The organism is Pseudomonas sp. W5-36 (genome assembly GCF_046540455.1).
Classification (GTDB): Bacteria; Pseudomonadota; Gammaproteobacteria; order Pseudomonadales; family Pseudomonadaceae; genus Aquipseudomonas; species Aquipseudomonas graminis_B.
Window position 1 is genome coordinate 35,060 of sequence record NZ_JAXCIQ010000014.1, and the last position, 25,869, is coordinate 60,928.

Here is a 25,869-nt window from a genome sequence, read left to right on the forward strand (position 1 = left end):
CAATGGCAGTCCATCCCATTACCCGACAGATGCTGGTTTTGCCTGTGTCGGTTTTGTATGGCCAAGGCTGGTCAACAGATTACTCAACTCAACCAACTCCGGGCGTCGCGCCAACACCGCTTCTATATAGGAGAAGAAGCGCGGCACATCGGCTAGGTAGCGTGGTTTGCCGTCACGGTGGCAGATACGGGCGAAAATACCGATCACTTTCAAATGCCGCTGCACGCCCATCAAATCACTGGCACGACGGAATTCATCGAATTCGTCCTGCACCGGGATGCCCGCCGCGACGGCCTTGTTCCAATACAGCTCAAGCCAGCCGGCTACGCGCGCCTCCGGCCAGCTCAGGAATGCATCCTTGAACAGGCAGGTGATGTCGTAGGTAACCGGGCCGTACACCGCGTCCTGAAAATCCAGCACGCCAGGGTTCGGTTCGCTGAGCATCAAGTTGCGCGGCATGTAATCGCGGTGCACCAGCACCTTCGGCTGGGCCAGCGCGCTCTCGATCAGCAGATCGCTGACGGCCTGCCAACTGGCCTGCTGCGCCTGATCGAACTCCACGCCCAGATGACGCTTCACGTACCACTCGGGGAACAGTTCCAGCTCGCGGCGCAGAAGTGCCACGTCGTAACTCGGCAACGGCGCGTCCATCGGCAGTTGCTGGTAGGCGAGCAGTGCGTCGATTGCGTCAATGAACAGCTGATCGGCGTTTCGCTCGTCGATCACATCCAGGTAGGTCTGACGACCCAGGTCATTCAACAAAAGGAAGCCCTGACTCAGGTCTTCGGCATAAATTTTCGGAACATTAATGCCCGACCCGCTCAATAAATGAGCGATATCCACGAAGGGTTTGCAGTTTTCCTGGGGGGGCGGCGCGTCCATGACAATAAAAGTGCGGCCCTCCCCCTCCCAGCGGAAGTAGCGCCGGAAACTGGCATCGCTACTGGCGGCAGTCAACGTGGCCGGGGGGATTGGCCCCCAGCCCTGGGCCTCAAATAAACGCGGGAGCTGCTCATCGAGCCAAACTTTCAGGTGTTGCAGGCGTACATCTTGATCTGGCATTGCAAGGGTCTCCGACGGCGCTAGCCGTCAAGCGGGTCATGCTTTATTATCCGACATCTTTTTCAGCCCATCGAGAGGCGTGCGGCCCCCCCGCGGGCAGATGGCGCGCAGGAAGCCCGGACTAATAAGATGGCATTGAAATCCCCCGCGTTTCGTAAAAAATTTCCGTTGCTCGTAACCGGCAGTTTGCTGGCGATGCAACCCCTGGCCGTCCCGTACGTGGTTGCCGCCGAACAGTATGACTGCTCGGTGTCTGCAACAGGTGCATGGGATTGCTCTCCGAAAACCAACGCAGCCCAGTTGCCTCCGCGCCCCGTGCACGACGCCAACAGTGTTTCGTCCAACAGCAGCACGGCAGATGGCGCTCAGACGACCACCACTTCCGACGGCGAAGTCGTGCCCAAAACGATGCTGGTCACCGAGGCCAAGGGCCGTGGCCTGAAATCGCGCAGCGCCGATTACAGCCACCTGGACTGGGTTCCGCGCGAGAAACTGACCGCAGCCCAACTGGCTGAGACCGGTCCGTACTGCTCGGGCGCCTACATCGAACCGATCCGTCCGGGCATGGACGACAAGACGCCGAAGAGCGACGCACCGACGTTCATCGGCGCCAAGGCTTCGCGTTATCAGCAGGAAGAGCAGGTTGCGACCCTGGCCGGTGACGTTGTCCTGCGTCAGGGCAGCATGCAGGTCGAGGCTGACGAAGCCAGCCTGCACCAGGCCGAGAACCGTGGCGAGCTGAACGGCGATGTCCGTCTGCGCGACAACGGCGCCCTGATCGTCGGTGACCACGCTGAAGTCCAGCTCGACACCGGCGAAGCCAAAGTCGAAAACGCCGAGTACGTGCTGCACAAAAACAACGTTCGCGGTAACGCCCTGTACGCTCGTCGTGCCGAGAACGCGATCATCCGCTTGAAGGACGGCACGTACACCACGTGCGAACCGAACAGCAACGCGTGGGCCGTGAAGGGCAACAACATCACCCTGAATCCGGCCACCGGTTTCGGTACTGCCACCAACGCCACACTGCGCGTTCATGACATTCCGATCCTGTACACGCCTTACATCTATTTCCCGATCGACGACCGTCGCCAGTCCGGCTTCCTGCCACCGACCATCGGTACCGGCACAGAAACCGGCTTCTCGTTGCTCACCCCGTACTATTTCAACCTGGCGCCGAACTACGACGCCACGCTGTATCCGACCTACATGGCCAAGCGTGGCATGTTGCTGGAAGGCGAGTTCCGCTACCTGACCAAGACCAGCGAAGGTCAGTTCGGTGCGGCCTACCTGAACGACGACGACGACGATCGCAAGCTGCAGTCGGACTACAAAGACACCCGCTGGCTGGTCAACTGGCAGGATCGCAGTGGCCTGGATTCGCGTCTGAGCAGCAGGATCGACTACACCAAGGTCAGTGATCCGTATTACTTCAAAGATCTGAAAAGCGGCCAGGAAGGCGTCAGTACTCATGACTTCCTGAACCAGCAGGGCGCTGTTTACTACCGCGGTGACAATTACACCGCGACGCTTAATGCGCAGAAGTATCAGCTGACCACGGTCACTCAGATCACGCCGTATGCACGCCTGCCTCAACTGACGTTGACTGGCACGCTGCCGTTCCAACCAGCAGGTTTGAAGTTTGACTACGACACTGAGCTGGTTCGCTTTGATCGCGATCTGAGAACCGGAAACTTCGTCGATGAAGACGGCATTGCTTCTCGACGTCTTGACCAGAACGTGTCGGGTCTGGCGCGCGCCAACGGCGATCGCCTAAACCTCGCACCGTCCATCAGCCTGCCGCTGACTGCCAGCTACGGTTATGTGACGCCCAAGTTAAAGTATGTTTACACCCAGTACGATCTTGACTTGGATGCCCAAGGCAAGCGCACGTTATTGGCTGATGAGTCCTACCACAGCAGCGAAAACCGCGCCGTCCCGATCTTCAACGTCGACAGCGGCCTGTATTTTGATCGCAACACCAACTGGTTCGGTAAAGACTACCGTCAGACACTGGAACCACGCCTGTACTACCTCTATGTCCCTGAGAAAGATCAGAACGACATCCCGATCTTCGACAGTGCGGAAACGACGTTTAACTACAGCTCACTGTTCCGCGACAACCGCTTCGTCGGCTCCGACCGTATCGGTGACGAAAACAAACTGTCGCTGGGCGTGACCAACCGCTGGATCGAAGACAACGGTTTCGAACGTCAGCGCGTGAGCATCGGTCAGGCGGTGTACTTCGCAGATCGCAAGGTGCAACTGCCGGGCATCGCCTACGAAGACCGCAAGGACGCGCAGTCCGACGTGTCTCCGTATGCGCTTGAGTACGAATACCGCTTCAACCGCGACTGGCGTGCCACGTCGGACTTCAACTGGGACCCGGACAGCCGCAGCACACGCTCCGGCAGCGCAATGTTCCACTACCAGCCTGAAGACGAGCCGGGCAAGGTCATCAACGCCGGGTATCGCTATCGCAACGACCAGGTCCGTTACGACCAGACTACAGGTCGCTGGAGCGTAGGCGGGGGTGATTACACCTACCCGGATGGCAGGGTCATCAAGGACTACTACAAGATTCAGCAACATGACTTCTCGGTCATCTGGCCTGTGGTTCCGCAGTGGAGCGCAATCGCCCGCTGGCAGTACGACTACAACCGTGACCGTACCCTCGAAGCCTTTGGTGGTTTTGAATATGACAACTGCTGCTGGAAGCTGCGTCTGATCAACCGGTACTGGGTCGACTATGACGAGTCCACCCAAGAGATACCGCAGAACGAGAAAGGCGACCGCGGCGTCTTCCTACAAATCGTGTTGAAGGGACTTGGCGGCGTCGTTGGCCAAAAAGTTGAAAGCTTCCTCGACAAAGGCATCCAAGGTTATCGTGAACGTGAAGACCAAGCTTTCTGATTGTCTGCGCCCGCTGATGCTGGGCGCGCTGCTTATCGGTACTGTTGCGCACGCTGAAGTGCGCACCATCGACAAGGTAGTTGCCATCGTCGACAACGACGTGGTCATGCAAAGCCAGCTCGACCAGCGCACCCGTGAGGTTCAGCAAACCATCGCCAAGCGCGGGCAAGGTGTTCCGCCTGCCAGCGCACTGGAGTCTCAGGTCCTGGATCGTCTGATCCTGGAAAACCTGCAGATCCAGATCGGCGAACGCTCCGGCATTCGCATCAGCGATGAAGAGCTGAACCAGGCAGTTGCCACCATCGCTCAACGCAACAACATGAGTGTTGACCAGTTCAAGGCTGCACTGACCCACGACGGGCTGTCCTATACCAGCGCACGTGAGCAGATCCGTCGGGAAATGATCATCAGCCGTGTGCGTCAGCGCCGGGTTGCCGAACGCATCCAGGTCTCGGAGCAGGAAGTGAAGAACTTTCTGGCCTCCGATCTGGGCAAAGCTCAGTTCTCCGAAGAGTTCCACCTGGCCAACATCTTGATCCCGACGCCGGACAGCGCGACGTCGGACCAGATTCAGGCCGCTGCAGCCAAAGCCAAGGACCTCTACGGCAAGCTGCAACAAGGCGCGAACTTCGAGCAGATGGCGATCGCGTCATCGGCCAGTGAAAGTGCTCTGGACGGTGGTGACATGGGCTGGCGTAAAGCCGCTCAGCTGCCGCCTCCGTTCGGCGACATGCTGTCGTCGATGCGTCCGGGAGAGGTTACCCCTCCTGCGCGTACACCGGGCGGCTTCATCATTCTCAAACTGGTGGAAAAACGCGGTGGCGAGACTCAGACCCAGATGCGCGACGAGGTTCACGTTCGTCACATCCTGATCAAGCCAAGCGAAATCCGCAGCCCGGCTGAAACCAAGTTGCTGGCTCAACGTATCTACGACCGCATCCAGAATGGCGAAGACTTCGGCGAACTGGCGAAGGCCTTCTCCGAAGACCCGGGTTCGGCGCTTAACGGCGGCGACATGAACTGGGTTGACCCGCGCTCGCTGGTTCCGGAGTTCCGCGACGTCATGAACGAGACCGCTCAGGGTGTCGTGTCCAAGCCGTTCGAGACCCAATTCGGCTGGCACGTTCTGGAAGTCCTCGGCCGTCGCTCGACTGACAGTACCAGTCAGGCGCGTGAGCAACAGGCGATGACCGTGCTGCGTAACCGCAAGTACGACGAAGAACTGCAAACCTGGTTGCGTCAGATCCGTGATGAAGCCTACGTCGAGATCAAGCTCCCCGGAGCTGATCAGGCGGCCAAGTGAAACCACAGCGTTTCGCCCTGACACCCGGCGAGCCGGCCGGCATAGGCCCTGACCTTTGCCTGCTCCTCGCCGCGCAGTCCCAGCCCCATCCCCTGATTGCCATTACCAGCTGCGACCTGCTCACCGAGCGGGCCGCCCAGCTGGGCGTGGCTGTCAGCCTGATCCCCGTCACACCCGCCGCATGGCCTGATGCCCCCGCCCCCGCTGGCAGTCTGTATGTCTGGGACACGCCGATTCAGGCGCCAGTCGTTGCCGGCCAGCTCGACAAGGCCAACGGTGGTTTCGTGCTCGAAACCCTGATCCGGGCAGGCCAGGGCTGCATCGATGGCCACTTCGCGGGCATGATCACAGCGCCGGTGCACAAGGGCGTGATCAACGACAGTGGCATCCCGTTCTCCGGCCATACTGAATTCCTTGCTGAGCTGACCCACACCGAACAGGTGGTGATGATGCTGGCGACCGGAGATCTGCGCGTGGCGCTGGTGACCACTCACCTGCCCCTGCGTGACGTTGCCGATGCGATCACTGCTGAACGGCTGGAGCGTGTAACACGCATCCTGCACGCGGATCTGGTCAACAAATTCGGCATCGCCCACCCGCGGATTCTGGTCTGTGGCCTCAACCCCCATGCCGGCGAAAGCGGGCATCTGGGCCGCGAAGAAATCGACATCATCGAACCTACTCTGGCGCTTCTGCGCAGCGAGGGCCTGGATCTATATGGCCCGCTGCCCGCCGACACGCTCTTTACCCCCAAATATCTGGAGCACTGCGACGCAGTGCTGGCGATGTACCACGACCAGGGCCTGCCCGTGCTGAAGTACAAAGGCTTCGGCGCCGCCGTCAACATCACGCTGGGCCTGCCGATCATTCGCACCTCCGTGGACCACGGCACGGCGCTGGATCTGGCGGGCACCGGCAAGATTGACACCGGCAGCCTCAGGGTCGCTCTGGAAACCGCCTATCAGATGGCCGAGACCCATTCATGAACGAGCAATACCAACACAAGGCGCGCAAGCGTTTTGGCCAAAACTTCCTGCATGACGCTGGCGTGATCGACAAGATCCTGCGCTCCATCCGTGCCAAGGCCGAAGACCGCATGCTGGAAATCGGCCCGGGACAAGGCGCCCTGACCCAAGGCCTGCTGAACAGCGGCGCGCAACTGGACGTCGTCGAGCTCGACAAAGACCTCGTGCCGATCCTCATGCATCAGTTCGGCAGCAAGCCAAATTTCAGCCTGCATCAGGGTGACGCGCTGAAATTCGACTTCACCAGCCTGAATGCCGCACCCAACAGCCTGCGCGTCGTCGGCAACCTGCCGTACAACATCTCGACGCCGCTGATTTTCCATCTGCTGCAGAACGCCCACCTGATCCGCGACATGCATTTCATGCTGCAGAAAGAAGTGGTCGAGCGTCTCGCGGCAGGTCCTGGCGGCGGGGATTGGGGTCGCCTGTCGATCATGGTTCAGTACCACTGCCGCGTGGAGCATCTGTTCAACGTCGGCCCGGGCGCGTTCAACCCGCCGCCGAAAGTGGATTCGGCCATCGTTCGTCTTGTGCCGCACGAGACCCTGCCGCACCCGGCCAAGGATCACCGCGTCCTTGAGCGGGTCGTCCGCGAAGCGTTCAACCAGCGCCGCAAGACCCTGCGCAACACGTTGAAGGCCCTGCTGACCAGCGAGGAAATCACTGAAGCCGGCGTCGATGGCAGCCTGCGTCCAGAGCAGCTGGACCTGGCGGCGTTTGTTCGCCTGGCCGACACGCTCAGCGAAAAGCCTGTCGTCGCCTGACCTTCTGGGGACATGTCCGGTCAAAGCCTGAGTACTTGCTTATCCGTGACATGTCCTAGACTGATTTCCAACCTGGCCACTTCCGGCTTTCTCCGCTTTCGCTTTTAAGGCCTCTTGCATGTCTGATTCTCGTTACCAGGTCGACGTCAGCGTCGAGACCCGTTTCCTGGCGGAACAATCGCAGCCTGAGCACAACCGCTTCGCCTTCGCCTACACCATCACCGTGCACAACAACGGCGAACTGCCAGCCAAGCTGCTGTCACGCCACTGGGTGATCACCGACGGTGACGGTCAGGTTGAAGAGGTTCGCGGCGACGGCGTCGTGGGCCAGCAACCGCTGATCCAGCCAGGACAAAGCCACACCTACACCAGCGGCACCGTGATGACCACCAAGGTGGGCAACATGCAGGGCACTTATCAAATGCTCGGAGAAGACGGCAAGCGCTTCGACGCTGTCATCGCTCCCTTCCGTCTGGCCGTACCGGGGGCGCTTCACTGATGGCGGTCTACGCAGTCGGTGACCTGCAAGGCTGCCTTGAACCGCTGAAGTGCCTGCTCGAACGCGTTGCATTCGAGCCCGGCAAAGACACGCTCTGGCTGGTCGGCGACCTCGTCAACCGAGGCCCGCAGTCACTGGAAACCCTGCGTTATCTCTATGCCATGCGCGACTCGGTCGTCTGCGTGCTGGGCAATCATGACCTGCACCTGCTGGCTGCCGGCCGCAATATAGAGCGCCTGAAGAAAGGCGACACGCTGCGGGAGATTCTGGAAGCGCCGGACGCCGTCGTGCTGCTCGACTGGCTGCGCCAACAGAAGCTGATGCATTACGACGCCGAACGCGATATCGCACTGGTGCATGCCGGAATCCCGCCGCAATGGACGCTGAAAAAAGCGCTGCGCTGCGCCGAAGAAGTCGAGCAGGCGCTGCGCGATGACAATCGCTTCGAGCCTTTTCTCGACGGCATGTATGGCAATGAACCTGCGAAGTGGGACAAGGATTTGCAGGGCGTCACCCGGCTGCGGGTCATTACCAACTACTTCACGCGCATGCGTTTTTGCACCAGCGACGGCAAGCTTGATCTCAAAAGCAAGGAAGGTCTCGACAGTGCGCCGGCGGGCTACGCGCCGTGGTTCAAGCACAAAGAGCGCAAGACCAAAGGCGTGGGTATCATTTTCGGCCACTGGGCCGCACTTGAAGGCCAATGTGACGAGCCCGGGGTTTATGCGCTGGACACGGGCTGTGTCTGGGGCGGCGCGATGACGCTGCTCAACGTCGACACCCGCGTGCTGATTCGTTGCGAATGCGACGAGCGTGGCAACGCAAAGGCACCCGCTCCTGCGACATCCTCCGTCAACGAGCCAATTCCGCTGCACCAGTAATTTCCCCTACGTTCTCGACCGTTCGAGGACCCGACGGCCCAGGAGCCCGAGCCATGACTGACTTCAAACGCATTTCACCCGAACAAGTCCATGCCCTGCGCGAACAAGGCGCGGTGCTGGTGGACGTACGGGACGCGCAGACCTACGCGACCCAGCACATTCCGGACTCCCATCACCTCGACAACCATTCCATCGCCGACTTCATCCGTCAGGCCGATCTGGACAAACCGTTGGTCGTCCTCTGCTATCACGGCAATTCGAGCCAGAGCGCAGCAGCCTATCTTGTAGGTCAGGGCTTCTCCGAGGTCTACAGCATGGATGGCGGTTTCGAGTTGTGGAAAACCAAATTTCCCGAAGAAACCGCACAAGGCTGATCGAAAAATATTTTTGCTGGCCGCTATCCCGCGTCCTACGCGGGCTCGCGCCCTCTTCTGACGAACGGGTATGCCCTCTTCATACCCATCGCTTCTTTCTGTGCCCGAATCCGAACTACTCTTAGCCTCAGGCCATCCGAATCAGGGGAGAGCCGGTACACCGGCGCGTGGGTCATCGGTCGCTACTTTTATGGTGTTTGGGGGGTAATGGCAGCCGCGTGATCGGCTGCCATCCAGCATCAACTGACGATCCGCCGCCGGCTCCACGTATCGAGCGAGGTGACGTCATGAGTATTTTTAGCCACTTCCAACAACGCTTTGAATCGACACGGCAGGAAGAGCTCTCGCTACAGGAGTATCTGGAGCTCTGCAAAACCGACCGCAGCGCATACGCTTCCGCCGCAGAACGTCTGCTGATGGCCATCGGTGAGCCTGAGTTGTTCGACACGTCGACCAATTCCAGGCTGTCCAGAATCTTCTCCAACAAGGTCATTCGGCGCTATCCCGCGTTCGAAGAATTCCACGGCATGGAAGACTGCATCGAGCAAATCGTCTCGTACTTCCGCCACGCCGCCCAAGGCCTTGAAGAGAAGAAACAGATCCTTTACCTGCTCGGCCCGGTAGGCGGTGGTAAATCGTCCCTGGCTGAAAAACTCAAATCTCTGGTTGAAAAAGTACCGTTCTACGCCATCAAAGGGTCACCGGTTTTCGAATCCCCTTTGGGCCTGTTCAAACCCACCGAAGACGGGACGATCCTCGAAGAGGACTACGGCATCCCGCGCCGCTACCTGAACACCATCATGTCGCCATGGGCGACCAAACGGCTGGCCGAGTTCGGCGGCGACATCAGTCAATTCAAAGTGGTGAAGCTCTACCCTTCCATCCTTAACCAGATTGCCGTCGCCAAAACCGAGCCCGGTGACGAGAACAACCAGGACATTTCGGCGCTGGTGGGTAAGGTCGATATCCGCAAGCTCGAGGAATACCCGCAGAACGACGCCGACGCTTACAGCTATTCGGGCGCACTGTGCCGGGCCAACCAGGGCCTGATGGAATTCGTGGAAATGTTCAAGGCGCCAATCAAGGTGCTCCACCCGCTGCTGACCGCCACTCAGGAAGGTAACTACAACAGTACCGAAGGCCTGGGCGCGATTCCGTTCACCGGTATTTTGCTGGCCCACTCCAACGAATCGGAATGGCACAGCTTCCGCAACAACAAGAACAACGAAGCGTTCATCGACCGGATTTACATCGTGAAGGTGCCGTACTGCCTGCGCGTTAATGACGAGATCAAGATTTACGACAAGTTGCTGTTCAACAGCTCCCTGGCCAAAGCCCATTGCGCGCCGGATACCCTGAAAATGCTCGCGCAGTTCACCGTGCTGTCGCGGCTCAAGGAGCCGGACAACTCCAACATCTATTCGAAGATGAGGGTGTACGACGGCGAGAACCTCAAGGACACCGACCCGAAAGCCAAGTCGATTCAGGAGTACCGCGACAGCGCCGGTGTCGACGAAGGCATGAACGGTCTCTCTACCCGATTCGCGTTCAAGATCCTGTCGAAGGTCTTCAACTTCGATCCTCACGAAATCGCCGCCAACCCGGTTCACTTGCTGTACGTCCTGGAGCAGCAGATCGAGCAGGAGCAGTTTCAGGCCGAAACCCGCGAGCGTTATCTGCGCTTCATCAAGGAATACCTGGCGCCGCGCTACATCGAGTTCATCGGCAAGGAAATCCAGACCGCCTACCTCGAGTCCTACAGCGAGTACGGTCAGAACATTTTCGACCGCTATGTGCTGTACGCAGACTTCTGGATTCAGGACCAGGAATATCGCGATCCGGAAACCGGCGAGATCCTCAATCGCGTCGCGTTGAACGAGGAACTGGAAAAGATCGAGAAACCGGCAGGTATCAGCAACCCGAAAGACTTCCGCAACGAGATCGTCAACTTCGTGCTGCGCGCCCGCGCCAACAACAATGGCAAGAACCCGACTTGGCTGAGCTACGAGAAGCTGCGGGTGGTGATCGAGAAGAAGATGTTCTCGAATACCGAAGACCTGCTGCCGGTCATCAGTTTCAACGCGAAGGCCAGTAAAGAGGATCAGCAGAAGCACAACGACTTCGTCACACGAATGGTCGAGCGGGGCTACACCGATAAACAGGTAAGGCTTCTTTCCGAATGGTACCTGCGGGTCCGGAAATCGCAGTAAGGCAGCTGCAAGCGTCAAGCAACAAGCTGCAGGAAGAAAGCGCGTCAAATCTGCTACCCGGATAGCCGCTTCTACTTGCAGCTTGCAGCTCACCACTTGAAGCTCCCCGGAGGGGCCTATGAGCTATGTGATCGACCGACGTCTCAATGGCAAGAACAAGAGCACGGTAAATCGGCAGCGGTTTCTGCGTCGTTACCGTGATCACATCAAGAAGGCAGTTGAAGAAGCCGTCAGCCGGCGCTCCATTACTGACATGGAGCACGGCGAACAGATCAGTATCCCGGGGCGGGATATCGACGAGCCGGTGCTTCACCATGGTCGCGGCGGCAAGCAAACGGTGGTTCATCCGGGTAACAAGGAGTTCACCACTGGTGAGCACATCGCACGCCCCCAAGGGGGTGGCGGTGGCAAAGGGCCTGGCAAGGCGGGCAATTCCGGCGACGGCATGGATGAGTTCGTGTTCCAGATCACCCAGGAAGAGTTTCTCGAATTCATGTTCGAGGACCTGGAGCTGCCCAATCTGGTCAAGCGCAACCTGAGTGGCACTGACACTTTCAAAACCGTTCGCGCCGGCATCAGCAACGAAGGCAACCCTTCACGGATTAACATCATCCGCACGTTGCGCTCGGCACATGCGCGGCGTATCGCGCTGTCCGGCAGCAGCCGGGCCAAGCTGCGGCAGGTGCAGGCCGAACTGGAGCGCCTGAGGATCGAGGAGCCGGATAACTTCGGTGACATTCAGGAACTGGAAATCGAGGCCGCGAAACTTCAGGCACGCATCCGCCGTGTCCCGTACCTGGACACCTTCGACCTCAAATACAACCTGCTGGTCAAACAGCCCAACCCCAGCTCCAAAGCCGTGATGTTCTGCCTGATGGACGTTTCCGGGTCGATGACCCAGGCGACCAAGGACATTGCCAAGCGCTTTTTCATCCTGCTGTACCTGTTCCTCAAACGTAACTACGACAAGATCGAAGTGGTCTTCATCCGCCACCACACGAGCGCGCGCGAAGTCGACGAAGAGGAGTTTTTCTATTCTCGGGAAACCGGCGGCACCATCGTGTCCAGCGCATTGAAGCTGATGCAGGAGATCATGGCCGAGCGCTACCCCACCAATGAATGGAATATTTACGCAGCCCAGGCCTCGGACGGCGACAACTGGAACGACGACTCACCCATTTGCCGCGACATCCTGATCAAACAGATCATGCCGTTCGTGCAGTACTACACCTACGTCGAAATCACCCCGCGCGAACATCAGGCGCTGTGGTTCGAATACGAGCGCATCGGCGAAGCCTTCGCCGACACGTTCGCCCAGCAGCAGCTGGTCTCTGCCGGTGATATCTATCCGGTGTTCCGTGAACTCTTCCAGCGCAGGTTAGTGACATGACCGCTAGAGAGCAGAAGCGCCAACCCCTCTCCACGGGTTCAGAGTGGACGTTCGAACTGATCCAGGCATACGACCGGGAGATCAGCCGCATCGCCGAACGGTACGCGCTGGACACTTACCCCAATCAGATCGAGGTGATCACCGCCGAGCAAATGATGGACGCCTATGCGTCCGTCGGCATGCCGCTGGGTTATCACCATTGGTCCTACGGCAAGCACTTCCTCAGCACGGAGAAATCCTACTCGCGCGGGCAGATGGGTCTGGCGTACGAGATCGTCATCAACTCCGACCCGTGTATCGCCTATCTGATGGAAGAGAACACCATCTGCATGCAGGCGCTGGTGGTGGCCCATGCCTGCTACGGGCATAACAGCTTTTTCAAAGGCAACTACCTGTTCCGCACCTGGACCGACGCCAGCTCGATCATTGATTACCTGGTCTTCGCCAAGCAGTACATCATGCAGTGTGAAGAGCGCCACGGGATCGATGCGGTCGAGGATCTGCTCGATTCCTGCCACGCGCTGATGAACTACGGCGTGGATCGCTACAAGCGGCCCTACCCCATTTCGGCTGAGGAAGAACGGCGCCGCATGAAGGACCGGGAGGAGCACCTGCAGAAACAGATCAACGATCTGTGGCGCACGATTCCGAAAAGCGCGAGCAAGAACGACAAAGAGGATTTCTCGCGTTTCCCCGCCGAACCTCAGGAAAACATCCTTTACTTCATCGAAAAACACGCGCCGTTGCTGGAGCCCTGGCAGCGTGAAGTCGTGCGCATCGTGCGCAAAATCGCCCAGTATTTTTACCCGCAGCGTCAGACCCAGGTGATGAACGAGGGATGGGCGACGTTTTGGCATTACACGCTGATGAATGATCTGTACGACGAAGGGCTGGTGACTGATGGCTTCATGCTGGAATTCCTGACTTCCCACACCAGTGTTGTCTATCAGCCGGGCTTCGACAGTCCTTACTACAGCGGTATCAATCCCTACACGCTGGGGTTTGCGATGTATCAGGACATCCGGCGCATGTGCGAGCACCCGACCGAAGAAGACCGTCACTGGTTTCCTGATCTGGCCGGCACCGACTGGCTGACGGCGGTGAAGTTTGCGATGAGCAGCTTCAAGGACGAGAGCTTCATCCTGCAGTACCTGTCGCCCAAGGTGATTCGTGACCTGAAGCTGTTCAGCATCCTGGACGATGATCAGAAGGACGATCTCCTAGTGCCCGCCATCCACGATGAAACCGGCTACAAGGTGATTCGTGAAACCCTCGCCGCGCAATACAACCTCGGCAACCGCGAACCCAACGTGCAGATCTACAGCATCGACCGTCGCGGCGACCGCTCCCTGACCCTGCGTCATCAACAGCACGACCGCAAACCCCTTGGCGATTCGACGGACGAAGTGCTGAAGCACCTGCACCGGCTGTGGGGTTTTGATATCCATCTGGAGACGCTGCAGGGCGACCAGGTCATGAAAGTCCACCATGTGCCGCCGAGAAGCGAACACGCTGAAAGTGAATATCCCCGGCTGGACCTGGCGGTCGTCCACTTATAAACCATGAGCGTTTCCAGCCTCCGCGATCGCGACTTAAGGTTTATCCTGTCGCCCTCACGGAGGCTTTTTTATGCAGATTTATAAAGTTGGCGGCGCAGTACGCGATCGCCTGCTTGGCAAACCGGTCACTGACATCGACTGGGTGGTAGTGGGTGCATCGACTGAAGAGATGCTGGTGAAGGGCTACCGCCCGGTGGGAACGGATTTTCCCGTCTTCCTGCATCCGCTCACCGGTGAGGAATACGCACTGGCTCGCACCGAGCGCAAGACCGGCAAGGGATACGGCGGCTTTGTTTTTCACGCCCACCCGGACGTCACGCTGGAGCAAGATCTGATCCGCCGCGACCTGACCATCAATGCTATTGCCGAAGACAAGAACGGCCAGCTGACTGATCCCTATCATGGCCAGCAGGACCTCGAAGCCCGAGTGTTGCGTCACGTTTCCCCCGCGTTCGCCGAAGATCCCTTGCGCGTCCTGCGTGTGGCCCGTTTCGCCGCGCGCTATGCCCCCGACGGTTTCACCATTGCTCCGGAAACCCTCGAACTCATGGGTCAGCTGAGCGGTTCGGGTGAACTGGAAGCGCTGACACCGGAACGCAGCTGGAAGGAAATTTCCCGCGCGCTGATGGAAAAAGAGCCCCAGGTGTTCATCGAGGTCCTGCGTGAATGTGGTGCCCTGAAAATACTCATGCCAGAAGTCGACGCGCTGTTTGGCGTGCCTCAGCCGGAAGCCCATCACCCTGAGATCGACACCGGCGTGCACGTCCTCAGCGTGTTGCATCAGTCTGCCGTGCACCGGCAGCCGCTAAGCGTGCGCTGGGCGTGCTTGCTGCACGATTTGGGCAAGGGACTCACGCCGCAAGAGGAATGGCCCCGCCACATCGCCCACGAGCACAAAGGGCTCAAAGCGATCAAGGCGGTGAACCAGCGTTTCAAAGTGCCAAGGGACTGTCAGGAACTGGCGCTGCTAGTGGGCGAGTATCACACCCATGGCCATCGCGCGCTGGAGCTGAAGCCGTCGACATTGCTGGATTTGCTGCAGAGCTTTGACGTGTATCGCCGACCGCAGCGTTTCGAGGAATTCATCGCCGCCTGCGAAATGGACGCCCGAGGCCGCAAGGGTTTCGAGGAGCGCACGTACCCGCAGGCCGAATATCTGCGCGGCGCGGCTGAGGCGGCCCGGCAAGTGGCCGTACAGCCGCTGCTGGAGAAAGGTTTTCAGGGCCAGCAATTAGGCGAAGCGCTCAAGCGAGAGCGGCTGGATACGCTGAAAGTGTACAAGGCGTCTTATCAGCGCTAAGCCGCTGAGCTGGCTGCGGCTCAGTCGGCGCCCTCTCAGCCGCCTGTTTACACCGCAGCCAGCAGGAGGGCCGGGGTGAGTGGCTCGCCACGCCATTCGAAGGCAACCGGCCAGAGTTTCTGATCGATGTTCGCGTCGGCCCAAAGCTGGGCAAACGAGACGCCGGCCTCAGGGTGCAGGCGTTGCGGCGCGATCAGCGACAACGGCCACAGCACGAACGCATTTTTGAGGATTTCGGCGCGGGGCAGAATCAGGCCGTCGAAGTTGCCGACCTGTTCGCCATACAGCAAGACATCAATATCCAGCGGCAAACCTTTGCGATCAGGGGCATAACGCCCGTTATCGGCTTCGATGAATTTGAGGCGGCGGTCCAGTTCAGTCAGCGGCAGATCCGTCAGTGCCGAAACCACCAGATTGAAAAACGGCCCGCTCTTGATCCCCACCGGATGACTTTCGAACACCGGCGAGCAGGTCATCTCGGTGAGGAAGCCGGCAAGGGCGTCGAGGCCGGCGCACAGATGGCGCTCCCGCTCGATATTGCTGCCCAGTCCCAGAAAAATCCGTGTCAGCGACATCCGCGCTCGATCTCCACCCCAACGCCCTTCGCCGCTGGCACGGCTCCCGGCTTGGTCAATTTGAGGTGCAGCCAAGGAATGTTGAACTCGCTCATGAGCACTTCGGCCAGACGCTCGGCAAAGGTTTCAACCAGTTGGAATTGAGAGACTTCGGCGAACGCCTGAATCCGCGCGGACACACTGGCGTAATCGAGCGCTTTGCTCAGGTCATCGCCTGCGGCTGCAGGCCGATTGTCCCAGGCAAAACTCAGGTCCAGACGCAGGCACTGGCGAATGCCACGCTCCCAGTCGTAGGCGCCGATGACGGTATCGACCTCCAGACCTTCAATGAAAACTCTGTCCAAGCCTATCTCTCCGCTGCACGACAAGGGCGCAATGCGCCGTTAGAATCAAGGCAACCTCGCCCGGAATGGTTAGCATGTTTTGGTTACTGGCGGTCCTCGCCTACCTGCTCGGCTCACTGTCCTTCGCCATCCTGATCAGCCGCATAACCGGTCGCCCGGACCCGCGCGCCAGTGGGTCGGGCAACGCCGGCGCCACCAACATGCTGCGCGTGGCCGGCAAGAAGCTCGCGGTGCTGACCTTGGTTGGCGACGTCTGCAAAGGCATGATCCCGGTGCTGATCGCCAGAGCTCTGAGCCTCGACCCACGCCTGCAAGCCTGGATCGGTCTGTGCGCCGTCCTGGGGCATCTGTTCCCGCTTTACTTTCGTTTCCGCGGCGGCAAGGGCGTGGCCACGGCCGCCGGCATGTTGCTGGCCTTGTATCCGCCAGCTGCCCTGCTCGCCATCGGCGCCTGGCTGCTGACGTTCTACCTCACTCGCACCAGCTCACTGGCGTCGTTGATCGCCACGCCGCTGACGCTGCCGCTGCTTGCCTGGCAGGAACCCCACGCCTTGCTGCCGATGAGCGTACTGACGCTGCTCATCGTCTGGCGCCATCGGGGCAATCTACGCGACCTGTTTGCGGGGCGCGAACGGCATTTCTGAAACGACACCTGTCAGAGGCCCAACCCGTGGCTTGCGCTGCCTTGCCATTCAAGACCTGGCAGCTGCTCCATTGGCCAGCGCGCCTGCACGGTAATGCTCAGACTTTCCCTCTGCCCTGCCTGCAATCGCTGGCAGCCGGCAAAGGCGATCATCGCGCCGTTGTCGGTGCAGAACTCGGGCCTCGCGTAATAGACATTTCCGCCCAGGCCTTCGAGCATCTGTTCCAGCGACAGGCGCAACGCCTTGTTTGCGCTCACGCCGCCGGCAATGACCAGACGTTTCAACCCGGTCTGCTTCAGCGCGCGTTTGCACTTGATGGTCAAAGTGTCCACCACCGCCTGCTGGAAGGCCAGTGAGATGTCGCAACGGGTTTGCTCGCTGTCGTCCCCGGCGCTCTGGCACTGCTGCCAGGTGTTCAGGGAGAAGGTTTTCAGGCCGCTGAAGCTGAAATCCAGCCCGGGACGATCCGTCATCGGACGCGGAAAGACAAAACGCCCGGCCACACCGGATTGCGCCAGACGGGAAATCTCCGGACCGCCAGGGTAATTCAGGCCCATCATTTTCGCGGTTTTGTCGAAGGCTTCGCCGGCGGCGTCGTCCAGGGTCTCACCCAGCAGCTCATAAAGACCAATGCCATCGACGCGAACCAGCTGCGTATGGCCGCCGGAAACCAACAAAGCGACGAACGGAAACTCAGGAGGATTTTCCTCCAGCATCGGTGCGAGCAAATGCCCTTCCATGTGGTGAACACCCAGTGCCGGGATGTCCCACGCGAACGCCAGAGCCTGTGCGCACGAGGCACCCACCAGCAGGGCCCCGACCAGCCCGGGGCCAGCGGTATAGGCAATGGCATCGATCTCGGTCACGGCGCAGCCGGCCTCGGCCAACACCTGACGAATCAAGGGCAGCATGCGTTTTACGTGGTCACGCGAGGCAAGCTCCGGGACCACGCCGCCATAGACGCGGTGCAGGTCAATCTGGCTGAATAATGCATCGGCAAGCAGCCCGCGTTCGCTGTCGTACAGCGCGACACCGGTCTCATCGCAGGAAGTTTCCATTCCCAGTACTAGCATGGGGTACGCCTTGTGGAGGCTGAATTCGAAGGCGCGCATAATAGTCGCCGCTCATGCCTGCGACCAGTGCTTTTCGATCAGAGGCTTTGCATTCCGCGAAGCAAGGGGTTAACATCCGCAACCCTTAAAAACCGACGTACTTAGTGCAAGCGTTGCAGTAAGCGTTGACCCCGGTAATGAATGAAGGTAGCTCTGGATGCCAGCCGTCAAAGTTAAAGAGAACGAACCCTTCGACGTAGCTCTGCGTCGTTTCAAGCGCTCCTGCGAAAAAGCCGGTGTTCTGGCTGAAGTTCGTAGCCGCGAATTTTACGAGAAGCCGACTTCTGAGCGTAAGCGTAAAGCAGCAGCTGCTGTTAAGCGTCACGCCAAGAAAGTACAGCGCGAACAGCGCCGCGCCGTTCGTCTGTATTAATACAGACGTCTGACGCAAGCTTCTGCCTTGCCCGGCCTTCAAAGCCGGGCTGTCGGCAGTTGCAGTTCTAGCCTCAAGCAACACCGTTCAAGCAACACAAGACAGAGGCTGTTGACGCCGCAGATGCGACCGAGACAAACCCCGTCGATTTCTTCCAGCCTGATTCAGGCCGCGTTGACCCGTCTACACTGACCAAGCAACCGTCGTTACGGTTTGGATTCGCCACGATCTTTCTGGCGGGGCGCCTGATGATGAGAACGCCATGGCCGGACTGATTCCCCAAGGTTTTATTGACGACCTCCTGAACCGCACCGACATCGTCGATGTTGTCAGCTCACGCGTTCAATTAAAAAAGACCGGCAAGAACTTCAGCGCCTGTTGTCCTTTCCATAAAGAGAAGACACCGTCGTTCAGCGTCAGCCCGGACAAACAGTTTTATTACTGCTTCGGTTGTGGCGCGGGTGGCAATGCCCTCGGCTTCATCATGGACCACGACAACTTGGATTTCCCCCAGGCCGTCGAAGACCTGGCCAAAGCCGCCGGGATGGAAGTCCCTCGCGAACAAGGCGTAAAAGGGCAAAAGCCCCGCCAGCCTACTGATTCGCCGCTTTACCCTCTGCTAACCGCCGCCGCCGACTTTTACCGGGCTGCGCTGAAAAGCCATCCAACGCGAAAATCCGCGGTGGAATACCTGAAAGGCCGTGGCCTGTCAGGCGAGATCGCCCGCGACTTCGGACTGGGCTTCGCCCCTCCTGGCTGGGATAACCTCTACAAGCACTTAAGCAGCGACACCCTTCAGCAGAAGGCGATGATCGACGCTGGCTTGCTGATCGAAAACGCCGAAACCGGCAAACGCTACGACCGTTTTCGCGACCGGGTGATGTTCCCCATTCGCGACAGCCGCGGCCGTGTGATCGCATTTGGCGGGCGGGTACTGGGCGACGACAAGCCCAAATACCTGAACTCTCCTGAAACCCCGGTGTTTCATAAGGGTCAGGAGTTGTACGGTTTATTCGAAGCTCGCAAATTTAACCGTAACCTGGACGAGATTATCGTCGTCGAAGGTTACATGGACGTCATTGCACTGGCCCAACAAGGCTTGCGCAATGCCGTTGCGACACTGGGTACGGCGACCAGTGAAGAGCATTTGAAGCGGCTGTTTCGTGTGGTACCGAACGTGCTGTTCTGCTTCGACGGCGACCAGGCTGGCCGAAATGCCGCCTGGCGTGCACTGGAAGCAACGATTCCCGGCTTGCAGGATGGCAGGCGCGCGAGGTTTCTGTTTCTGCCCGAAGGGGAAGATCCCGACACCTTGGTGCGCGCCGAAGGCACTGACGCGTTCAAGGCGCGAATCAACCAGCACGCACAACCGCTGGCCGACTATTTTTTCGAGCAACTGACCAAGGAGGCCGATCCGCGCTCCCTGGAAGGCAAGGCGCATATGGTGACGCTGGCCGCGCCGCTGATCGAAAAAGTGCCGGGCGCCAATTTGCGCGAATTGATGCGTCGGCGCCTGAAAGAAATCACCGGGCTGGACACCGCTGCGGTCAACCAGTTGATGCAGTCTGCGCCGGCGGAAGCTCAGCCCAGCTACGATCCCGGCTTCGATTACGAGGCCGTGCCGGATTACGGCGATTACCAGCAGCACGACTATCAGGCGCAGCAGGAATGGACACCGAACGCGCCGGGCGGTCAGCAGAAGAAATGGGACAAGAAGCCGTGGGACAAAGGCAAGAAATGGGACAAGAACGGCAAGCGTCCTGATGTCGAACCTCGCGGTCCACGCACACCGGCGACGGTAGAGCCACCGGCGCTGACAGCACTCAGAACGCTACTGCACCACCCTGAGCTGTCGGCACAGGTCGCCAACGCCAGTACGTTCGCCGATGAAGAAAACGTTTATTCGCAGCTTCTCGTGGCACTGATTGACGCTACACAGAAAAATCCGAAGCTGCGCACGATGCAGTTGATCGCCCGCTGGCATGGCACCGATCAAGGACGATTATTGCGTCAACTGGCGGAAAAGGAATGGCTGATATCGGCCGATAACCTTGAACAACAGTTTTTCGACACTATAACTAGCTTGTCTGCCCGCCAACGCGAGCGACATCTGGAGCAATTGATCAGGAAGGAACGGCAGTCAGGCCTGAGCGCAGAAGAAAAAGTTCAGCTGCTCAACCTGTTAAATCGCAAAGTTCCTGCACAAACCCCGACCTCAACTGGCGTGTGAGGTCATAGCTCGGGTATAATCCCCGGCTTGTTTTTTGCCCGCCAAGACCTTCAGTGGATAGGGTGTTATGTCCGGAAAAGCGCAACAGCAGTCTCGTATCAAAGAGTTGATCACCCTGGGTCGTGAGCAGAAGTATCTGACTTACGCAGAGGTCAACGACCACCTGCCTGAGGATATTTCAGATCCTGAGCAGGTGGAAGACATCATCCGCATGATCAACGACATGGGGATCCCCGTACACGAGAGTGCTCCGGATGCGGACGCCCTTATGTTGGCCGACGCCGACACTGACGAGGCAGCCGCTGAAGAAGCCGCTGCAGCGTTGGCTGCGGTCGAGACCGACATCGGTCGCACGACTGACCCAGTGCGCATGTACATGCGTGAAATGGGTACGGTCGAGCTTCTGACGCGTGAAGGCGAAATCGAAATCGCCAAGCGTATCGAAGAAGGCATCCGTGAAGTGATGGGCGCGATCGCGCACTTCCCTGGCACGGTTGAGCATATTCTCTCCGAGTACACTCGCGTCACTACCGAAGGCGGTCGACTGTCCGACGTCCTGAGCGGCTATATCGACCCGGACGACGGCATCGCGCCGCCAGCCGAAGTCCCGCCGCCAGTCGACCCGAAGGCCGAGAAAGCCGAAGGTGCTGACGACGAAGAAGAAGACGCTTCCGACGATGAAGAGGACGAGGTCGAAAGCGGACCGGACCCAGTCATCGCCGCCCAGCGCTTCGGTGCCGTTTCAGACCAGATGGCCATTGCCCTCAAGGCCCTGAAAAAGCACGGCCGCGGCAGCAAGCAGGCCAACGCTGAACTGCTGGCTCTGGCCGAGCTGTTCATGCCGATCAAGCTGGTTCCGAAACAGTTTGAAGGTCTGGTTGAGCGTGTTCGCGGTGCCCTTGAGCGTCTGCGTGCGCAAGAGCGCGCCATCATGCAGCTGTGTGTTCGTGATGCACGCATGCCGCGCGCCGACTTCCTTCGCCAGTTCCCGGGCAATGAAGTTGACCAGAGCTGGACAGACGGGCTGGCCAAAGGCAAAAGCAAATACGCTGAAGCCATTGGTCGCCTTCAGGCCGACATTCAACGTTGCCAGCAAAAGCTGACCGCGCTGGAAGAAGAAACCGGCCTGACCATCCTGGAAATCAAGGACATCAACCGTCGGATGTCGATCGGTGAGGCCAAGGCCCGCCGCGCGAAGAAAGAAATGGTTGAAGCCAACCTGCGTCTGGTGATCTCGATCGCCAAGAAGTACACCAACCGTGGCCTGCAATTCCTCGATCTGATCCAGGAAGGCAACATCGGTCTGATGAAGGCGGTGGACAAGTTCGAATACCGTCGCGGTTACAAGTTCTCGACGTACGCCACCTGGTGGATTCGTCAGGCAATCACTCGCTCGATCGCTGACCAGGCACGCACCATCCGTATCCCGGTGCACATGATCGAGACGATCAACAAGCTCAACCGCATTTCCCGTCAGATGTTGCAGGAAATGGGTCGCGAACCGACGCCGGAAGAGCTGGGCGAACGCATGGAAATGCCCGAGGACAAGATCCGCAAGGTATTGAAGATCGCTAAAGAGCCGATCTCCATGGAAACCCCGATCGGTGACGACGAAGACTCGCACCTGGGTGACTTCATCGAAGACTCGACCATGCAGTCGCCAATCGATGTCGCCACGGTAGAGAGCTTGAAAGAAGCGACGCGCGAAGTGCTGTCGGGCCTCACCGCTCGTGAAGCCAAGGTCCTGCGTATGCGTTTCGGTATCGACATGAACACCGACCACACCCTCGAGGAAGTCGGTAAGCAGTTCGATGTTACCCGTGAACGTATCCGTCAGATAGAAGCCAAGGCGTTGCGCAAGCTGCGTCACCCGACGCGAAGCGAACACCTGCGCTCGTTCCTCGACGAGTAAGCGACACGTCGTACCAAAACCCCCGGCATTGCTGGGGGTTTTGCGTTTTAAGGAATAAATTTCCGGCAGAGTGCCACTGTTGTCCAGCCCGACTACACTCGGTTGATTCTCACCCATGAATCACCGAGGCTGCCATGATTTGGATGCCGGCCATTGCTCTCTTATGCGTGCTCGCCCCCGCTGCTGTCACCGCCCAGGCATCGCTTCACGACGGGGAAAACGGGCAAGGGATGCATCAGGAGTGGCTGCCCAGCGAGGATACTGAACCCGGGAATGCACCCGGGAATGCACCCGGTATAAGTCTTCATCTGCCCACTGACTTGATCAGCGACCGATTTGCGGGTATCGATCAAAGTCGCCAACCCGAACAATTCAGCGGACTGGACGATTCGCCCTCCGCCTCGCAGGCGGCCACTCACTCCAGTGAGCGCAGCAAGCTCTGGCACGAATTTCTGCTCATCGGACTGCCCGGATTGCTGTTTCTGACGACGGTACTGGCCATCGTGGTGCGGATCAACCGTCGTCTCAGTTCGGAGATCTCCCGCCGAATCGCCCTGGAACAAGAACTGCGCAGCAGCGAGTATCACTATCGCGGGATGATCGAGAGCCTCTCGGCCATCGCGTGGGAAGCCAATACCCACGACTATTCCTACAACTATGTCTCGCCCCACGCGCAGGATTTGTTGGGGTATCCGCTGCACCAATGGCGAAGGCCCGGATTCTGGCGGAGTATCGTTCATCCGGAGGACGTCGACTACGCCCAGGCCTATTGCGACCGGGAGGTGGCGGAAGGCAACGATCACAGCGTCGATTATCGAGTCCTGAGCGCCGACGGCAGGGTGGTCTGGATTCGAGACATCGTAAGCATGATCGGCTATGGCCGAGAGCCTGTGATGCGGGGGCTGATGATCGACATCAGCGAAGCCAAGCAAACCGAAGAGGCGCTGCGTCTTTCGGAAGGGAAGTTCGCCTCGGTGTTTGCGCAGTGTCCTGACATGCTGGTCATCGCGCGTCTTTCGGACGGCTGCTTTCTGGAGGCGAATCCAGCATTTCTGGAGCAGATCGGCGTCAGCCCTGCTGAAGTCGTTGGGCGCGTGCCTGCCGAGCTGAACATCTGGGGTATTCCCGACATCGGCCACAGCCTGCTGCAACGCCTTCAGAAGGGTAGCATCCGCAATCTGGAAATGCCGTTTCGGCGCAGTGATGGTCGGCTGTTCACCGGGCTTCTGTCAGCCGAGCCTTTTGATCTGGACTCCACGGCGGCAGTGGTTCTGGTGGTGAGGGACATCACGCCACTCAAGGAGGCCCAGCAACAGCTGCAGATGTCCGAAGAGAAATTTGCCAAAGCGTTCCACTCCTCCCCTGACGGCCTGCTGATTACGCGGCAAAACGACGGGCTGCTGGTGGAGGTGAACGACGGCTTCAGCCGCATCACCGGCTATCACAGCTCGTTGTCGCTGGACCGCACCACCCTTGACCTGGGCATCTGGGTAGACTTGAACGAGCGACAGCAACTGCTTGAGCAACTAAGACGTGACGGTTTCGTGAAGGACTTTACCAGCCACATCCGTCGCAGGGATGGTCAGATCCGTCTGTGCGAGATTTCCGCGCGACCGCTTCTGATTGCCGGTGAAGACTGCATGCTCACCATCGCGCGCGACATCACCGACCGCCACCAGATGCAGGAAAAGCTGCAACTGGCCGCAACGGTATTCGAGAGCACAGCGGAAGGCGTACTGATCACCGACACCCGGCAGCGAATCAATGCCGTGAACCGCGCCTTCAGCGAGATCACTGGCTACAGCGAACTCGAAGCGCTCGGTAACACGCCAAGCTTGTTGGCGTCCGGACTCCACGACAGCGCGTTCTACGCCGCCATGTGGTACCAACTGACGGCAGAGGGTCATTGGCAGGGCGAGATCAGCAACCGGCGCAAAAATGGCGAGATCTATCCGAGCTGGCTGACCATCAGTGCCGTGCGCAATCGCGATAAATTCATCACCCACTTCGTTGCAGTGTTCGCTGATATTTCCAGCCTGAAGCAGGCTCAGGCCCGGCTGGATTACCAGGCACACCACGACCCGCTGACCGGTCTGCCCAACCGCACGCTGTTCGAAAGCCGACTGCACGCCGCGCTGGCTCACTCCAGAGCGGCTTACAGCCTTGGCGCGGTGTTGTTTCTGGACCTGGACCGCTTCAAGCACATCAACGACAGCCTCGGCCACCCGGTCGGTGACCTGCTGCTGAAAAGCATAGCGGTACGCCTGAAGGAGAACCTGCGCGACATCGACACCGTCGCGCGACTCGGCGGTGATGAATTCATCATTCTGTTGCCCGGCCTGCAAAACCCGAGCGACGCCGAAGCGGTCGCCACCAAGCTGCTCAACAGTTTTTCGTCGCCGTTCCAGGCGGGCGAACACGAATTCTTCATGAGCACCAGCATCGGCAGCGCGCTGTTTCCCACCGATGGCGCAGATGTGGCCACGCTGATCAAGAATGCTGACGCAGCGATGTATCGCTCGAAGGCCAAGGGGCGCAACCGCGTAGAGCATTACACGCGCGATCTGACCGCTCAGGCCAGCGAGCGGATTGCCCTGGAGCACGAGCTGCGGCGCGCCATCGAGCGTAACGAGTTCACCCTGTCCTACCAGCCCAAGATCAGCTTGCTGACACAACGCCTGGTCGGGGCCGAGGCGCTGATACGCTGGTTCCACCCCACTTTCGGCCACATCCCACCCGAGCGGTTTATTCCGCTGGCAGAAGAAAACGGCATGATCCTGCAGATCGGCGAATGGGTGCTCGATACGGCCTGCCAGCAGTTGCACGAGTGGAACCAGCGCTACGACGTGTTTGGGCCCTTGTCAGTGAACCTTGCCGGTGCACAGCTGCGTCAGCCCAACCTGGTCAACAGGATCGAGCGTCTGCTGCTCCAGCACCAGTTACAGCCAGGCTGCCTGCAGCTGGAGATCACCGAGAACTTCATCATGTCGCAGACCGAAGAAGCGCTATCAGTGCTGCATCGCCTGAAGAAACTCGGCGTGCAGCTGGCGATCGACGACTTCGGCACCGGCTACTCCTCGCTCAGTTACCTCAAACGCCTGCCGCTGGACATCCTCAAGATCGATCAATCGTTTGTGCGCGGCTTGCCTGATGACCCCCATGATGCGGCGATTGTACGCGCCATCATCGCGCTGGGCCGCAGCATGCAACTGACAGTCATCGCAGAAGGCGTCGAGACGCTTGAGCAACAGCAATTTCTGGCGGAAGAAGGCTGCGAACAAATCCAGGGCTACCTCGTCAGCCTGCCCCTGCGCGCGGAGGAATTCTGCAAGACGTTTCTTCGTGCAACGGTTTCAGACGTTTCGGATAGCACAGCGCGTAAACCGTCGTTATAATCCG

19 protein-coding genes and 1 pseudogene are annotated in these 25,869 nt (G+C 59.1%); 16 read left to right on the top strand and 4 right to left on the bottom strand.

Annotated features, from left to right (window positions below; all coding sequences use genetic code 11):
* Positions 1-18: 18 nt before the first annotated feature.
* On the bottom strand, positions 19-1,062 hold the full coding sequence (locus tag SLW74_RS20170) for an aminoglycoside phosphotransferase family protein (protein WP_065991339.1): 1,044 nt from the start codon (positions 1,060-1,062) through the stop codon (positions 19-21).
* Between the two features lie 129 nt (positions 1,063-1,191).
* Between SLW74_RS20170 and SLW74_RS20175 the strand changes: the two genes are divergently transcribed.
* From SLW74_RS20175 to SLW74_RS20225, 11 genes are all read left to right on the top strand, one after another.
* Positions 1,192-3,975 (top strand): LPS-assembly protein LptD, encoded by a 2,784-nt coding sequence (locus tag SLW74_RS20175; protein WP_410929884.1) that lies wholly within the window; start codon positions 1,192-1,194, stop codon positions 3,973-3,975.
* Positions 3,956-5,278 carry a peptidylprolyl isomerase gene (locus tag SLW74_RS20180; protein ID WP_065991384.1) on the top strand — a complete coding sequence of 441 codons (1,323 nt, stop codon included), beginning with the start codon at positions 3,956-3,958 and terminating at the stop codon, positions 5,276-5,278. Before SLW74_RS20175 ends, SLW74_RS20180 begins: the two co-directional genes overlap by 20 nt.
* Positions 5,275-6,264 (top strand): 4-hydroxythreonine-4-phosphate dehydrogenase PdxA, encoded by a 990-nt coding sequence (pdxA, locus tag SLW74_RS20185; protein WP_410929885.1) that lies wholly within the window; start codon positions 5,275-5,277, stop codon positions 6,262-6,264. The genes SLW74_RS20180 and pdxA overlap by 4 nt, the downstream gene beginning before the upstream one ends.
* Positions 6,261-7,067, top strand: a complete 807-nt coding sequence (gene rsmA / locus SLW74_RS20190) for a 16S rRNA (adenine(1518)-N(6)/adenine(1519)-N(6))-dimethyltransferase RsmA (RefSeq protein WP_065991336.1) — start codon at positions 6,261-6,263, stop codon at positions 7,065-7,067. Before pdxA ends, rsmA begins: the two co-directional genes overlap by 4 nt.
* Positions 7,068-7,185: 118 nt before the next feature.
* Positions 7,186-7,566, top strand: coding sequence for a Co2+/Mg2+ efflux protein ApaG (apaG, locus tag SLW74_RS20195; protein WP_065991335.1), 381 nt, complete (start codon positions 7,186-7,188; stop codon positions 7,564-7,566).
* Positions 7,566-8,447 carry a symmetrical bis(5'-nucleosyl)-tetraphosphatase gene (locus SLW74_RS20200; protein WP_065991334.1) on the top strand — a complete coding sequence of 294 codons (882 nt, stop codon included), beginning with the start codon at positions 7,566-7,568 and terminating at the stop codon, positions 8,445-8,447. Before apaG ends, SLW74_RS20200 begins: the two co-directional genes overlap by 1 nt.
* Positions 8,448-8,500: 53 nt before the next feature.
* Positions 8,501-8,821, top strand: coding sequence for a thiosulfate sulfurtransferase GlpE (glpE, locus tag SLW74_RS20205; RefSeq protein ID WP_065991333.1), 321 nt, complete (start codon positions 8,501-8,503; stop codon positions 8,819-8,821).
* Positions 8,822-9,108: 287 nt separating this feature from the next.
* Positions 9,109-11,031 carry a PrkA family serine protein kinase gene (locus SLW74_RS20210; RefSeq protein WP_065991332.1) on the top strand — a complete coding sequence of 641 codons (1,923 nt, stop codon included), beginning with the start codon at positions 9,109-9,111 and terminating at the stop codon, positions 11,029-11,031.
* Between the two features lie 118 nt (positions 11,032-11,149).
* Positions 11,150-12,421, top strand: coding sequence for a YeaH/YhbH family protein (locus SLW74_RS20215; protein ID WP_410929886.1), 1,272 nt, complete (start codon positions 11,150-11,152; stop codon positions 12,419-12,421).
* Positions 12,418-13,980: a SpoVR family protein gene (locus SLW74_RS20220; RefSeq protein ID WP_410929887.1), complete on the top strand. Its 1,563-nt coding sequence runs from the start codon at positions 12,418-12,420 to the stop codon at positions 13,978-13,980. The genes SLW74_RS20215 and SLW74_RS20220 overlap by 4 nt, the downstream gene beginning before the upstream one ends.
* Positions 13,981-14,050: 70 nt before the next feature.
* Positions 14,051-15,280: a multifunctional CCA addition/repair protein gene (locus SLW74_RS20225; RefSeq protein WP_410929888.1), complete on the top strand. Its 1,230-nt coding sequence runs from the start codon at positions 14,051-14,053 to the stop codon at positions 15,278-15,280.
* 47 nt (positions 15,281-15,327) lie between these two features.
* Here the strand turns inward: SLW74_RS20225 and folK are convergent, their stop codons facing one another.
* Both folK and folB read right to left on the bottom strand, forming a co-directional pair.
* Positions 15,328-15,855, bottom strand: a complete 528-nt coding sequence (folK, locus tag SLW74_RS20230; RefSeq protein ID WP_296309170.1) for a 2-amino-4-hydroxy-6-hydroxymethyldihydropteridine diphosphokinase — start codon at positions 15,853-15,855, stop codon at positions 15,328-15,330.
* Positions 15,846-16,199 (bottom strand): dihydroneopterin aldolase, encoded by a 354-nt coding sequence (gene folB, locus SLW74_RS20235; protein ID WP_065991327.1) that lies wholly within the window; start codon positions 16,197-16,199, stop codon positions 15,846-15,848. The genes folK and folB overlap by 10 nt, the downstream gene beginning before the upstream one ends.
* Before the next feature lie 74 nt (positions 16,200-16,273).
* Here folB and plsY point away from each other — a divergent pair, with 74 nt between their 5' ends.
* On the top strand, positions 16,274-16,843 hold the full coding sequence (plsY, locus tag SLW74_RS20240) for a glycerol-3-phosphate 1-O-acyltransferase PlsY (RefSeq protein ID WP_065991326.1): 570 nt from the start codon (positions 16,274-16,276) through the stop codon (positions 16,841-16,843).
* Positions 16,844-16,854: 11 nt separating this feature from the next.
* Here plsY and tsaD read toward each other — a convergent pair whose 3' ends face one another.
* On the bottom strand, positions 16,855-17,916 hold the full coding sequence (tsaD, locus tag SLW74_RS20245; protein WP_410929889.1) for a tRNA (adenosine(37)-N6)-threonylcarbamoyltransferase complex transferase subunit TsaD: 1,062 nt from the start codon (positions 17,914-17,916) through the stop codon (positions 16,855-16,857).
* 196 nt (positions 17,917-18,112) lie between these two features.
* Between tsaD and rpsU the strand changes: the two genes are divergently transcribed.
* The 4 genes and pseudogenes from rpsU to SLW74_RS20265 all read left to right on the top strand — a co-directional run.
* The gene (gene rpsU / locus SLW74_RS20250; protein ID WP_002551877.1) at positions 18,113-18,328 is read left to right on the top strand and encodes a 30S ribosomal protein S21; all 216 of its coding nucleotides are present in this window, start codon (positions 18,113-18,115) and stop codon (positions 18,326-18,328) included.
* A gap of 262 nt (positions 18,329-18,590) precedes the next feature.
* Complete coding sequence (gene dnaG, locus SLW74_RS20255) at positions 18,591-20,558, top strand: DNA primase (protein WP_410929890.1); 1,968 nt, start codon at positions 18,591-18,593, stop codon at positions 20,556-20,558.
* 67 nt (positions 20,559-20,625) lie between these two features.
* The gene (rpoD, locus tag SLW74_RS20260) at positions 20,626-22,470 is read left to right on the top strand and encodes an RNA polymerase sigma factor RpoD (RefSeq protein ID WP_065991324.1); all 1,845 of its coding nucleotides are present in this window, start codon (positions 20,626-20,628) and stop codon (positions 22,468-22,470) included.
* Between the two features lie 452 nt (positions 22,471-22,922).
* Positions 22,923-25,865 (top strand): annotated as a pseudogene (locus tag SLW74_RS20265) (EAL domain-containing protein); the annotation flags it as partial.
* Positions 25,866-25,869: the final 4 nt, after the last annotated feature.